Source organism: Kitasatospora sp. NPDC057518, from assembly GCF_042802075.1.
GTDB lineage: Bacteria > Actinomycetota > Actinomycetes > Streptomycetales > Streptomycetaceae > Kitasatospora.
This window is the reverse complement of record NZ_JBHVEU010000769.1, coordinates 1-1727: the sequence shown is the minus strand read 5'-3', so window position 1 is coordinate 1727 and position 1727 is coordinate 1. Positions and strand designations below refer to the sequence as shown.

The 1727-nt window shown below is 71.2% G+C and carries 2 protein-coding genes; both read left to right on the top strand.

All coding sequences use genetic code 11. The annotated features are described in order from the left end of the window. Positions 1 to 83 precede the first annotated feature (83 nt). On the top strand, positions 84 to 677 hold the full coding sequence (thpR, locus tag ACFU7Z_RS39260; protein ID WP_380782953.1) for an RNA 2',3'-cyclic phosphodiesterase: 594 nt from the start codon (positions 84 to 86) through the stop codon (positions 675 to 677). 291 nt (positions 678 to 968) lie between these two features. Next, positions 969 to 1691, top strand: coding sequence for an LURP-one-related/scramblase family protein (locus tag ACFU7Z_RS39255; protein ID WP_079272189.1), 723 nt, complete (start codon positions 969 to 971; stop codon positions 1689 to 1691). Positions 1692 to 1727: the final 36 nt, after the last annotated feature.

The following is a 1727-nucleotide window of genomic DNA, read 5'->3' as shown; positions in this document are numbered from 1 at the left end:
GGACGGGGCCGCCGCACCGGGGCCCGGCCGGCCCGTACGGGAGAGTCGAGGGCGGCGCCGGCCGTCGACTACCCTCCCCCCTCGTGGACGATCACCCCGAACCCCGGACCCTGCGCGTCTTCGTTGCGCTCGCCCCGCCCGACGACGCCAAGGACGAACTGGCCAGGGCCCTGCGACCCACCTATGCCGGCTACCCGCGGCTGCGGTGGAACCGGATCGAGGACTGGCACATCACCCTGGCCTTCCTCGGCGAACAGTCGTCCACGGCGGTGCCGCTGCTGCGGTCGGCGCTGGCCGCCGCGGCCCCGTCGCGCCCCGCCCTGCGGCTGGGCCTGCGCGGCGGCGGCTACTTCGACCAGCGGCTGCTGTGGACCGGCATCGACGGTGACCTGGAGGGACTGCACCGGCTCGCCGCCGACGTCCGGGATCTCGTCAGGTCCTGCGGGATCGACTTCAGGGAGCGGCCGCTGAACCCCCATCTCACCCTGGCCCGCTCCCGCCGCGACGACTCCGTCAGCGTGCCGCTGGCGGCGGCCGGGCTCACGGGGTTCGTGGGCCGGCCGTGGCGGACCGAACGCCTCCACCTCGTCGGCAGCAACATCGGTCGCGGCCCCGGGCCGATCCACTACCGCGACATCGAGGCGTGGCGGCTCGGCGTCGCCGCGGCCCCGGCCTGAGGCGCCCGGGGGTCGGAGCCCGGGGAGCCGGGTGGCTGTACCGGCCTACGGGGTACGTGCCTACAGGTACCTGCCTACGGGTACGGCTCCGTTCGATGTCGCACGGTTTTCCGCCGTCCGCGATCGATCGGCGGATGTGACATCGGTCACACGCGTGCCGGCCGTCGGTCGGCCCTCGTTCGCAACACGCCGATCCGCAGGTCGAATTCGCGACTCGGAGTCCCCGGCGCGCCGGGTGGGCGTCCGAAACGATCTCGCTGCTGACGGTGGATTGGCCCTAGCCTGCCGGGCATGTCCCAGAACACGAACATCCCCGGTTTCCCCGGGGGGCCGACCGCTGCGGTCGGCGACTCCGCCAAGGTGCAGCGCCAGGTACGGCAGCAGGCGGGCGTCGGACCGGTCTACGGTGGCGGCGGCACCCTCTTCTCCGAGCCCGTCCTGGTGGTGAACCAGAAGGCCAAGCTGATCGAGCTGACCAACGAGTACTCGGTCTTCGACCAGCAGGGCGCCACGCTGGGCTCGGTGGTCCAGGTCGGCCAGAGCGGCCTGCGCAAGGTGGTACGGCTGCTCTTCTCCATCGACCAGTACCTGACCCACAAGCTGGAGATCCGCGACGCGCAGGGCACCCCGGTGCTGCTGCTGACCCGTCCGGCGAAGTTCATCAAGTCGCGGGTGATCGTGCAGCGTCCGGACGGCCAGGAGGTCGGCCAGATCGTTCAGCAGAACGCCATCGGGAAGATCAACTTCTCGCTGGAGGTCGGCGGTCAGAAGGTCGGCGCGATCAAGGCCGAGAACTGGCGGGCCTGGAACTTCTCCATCGTCGACGGGACGGACACCGAGATCGCCCGGATCACCAAGACCTGGGAAGGCCTGGCGAAGACGATGTTCACCACGGCCGACAACTACGTTCTCCAGATCCACCGCCCGCTCCCCGACCCGCTGCTCAGCCTGGTCGTGGCGACCGCGCTGACCGTGGACACCGCGCTGAAGCAGGACGCCCGCGGCCTCGGATAGCCGCGAACCGGGGAAACCGGGGACTGACGGGCAGGC

What these genes read in the sequence shown, in the direction of transcription:
- ACFU7Z_RS39255 (WP_079272189.1), top strand. Translation starts at nt 969, where the DNA reads ATGTCCCAGAACACGAACATCCCCGGTTTCCCCGGGGGGCCGACCGCT.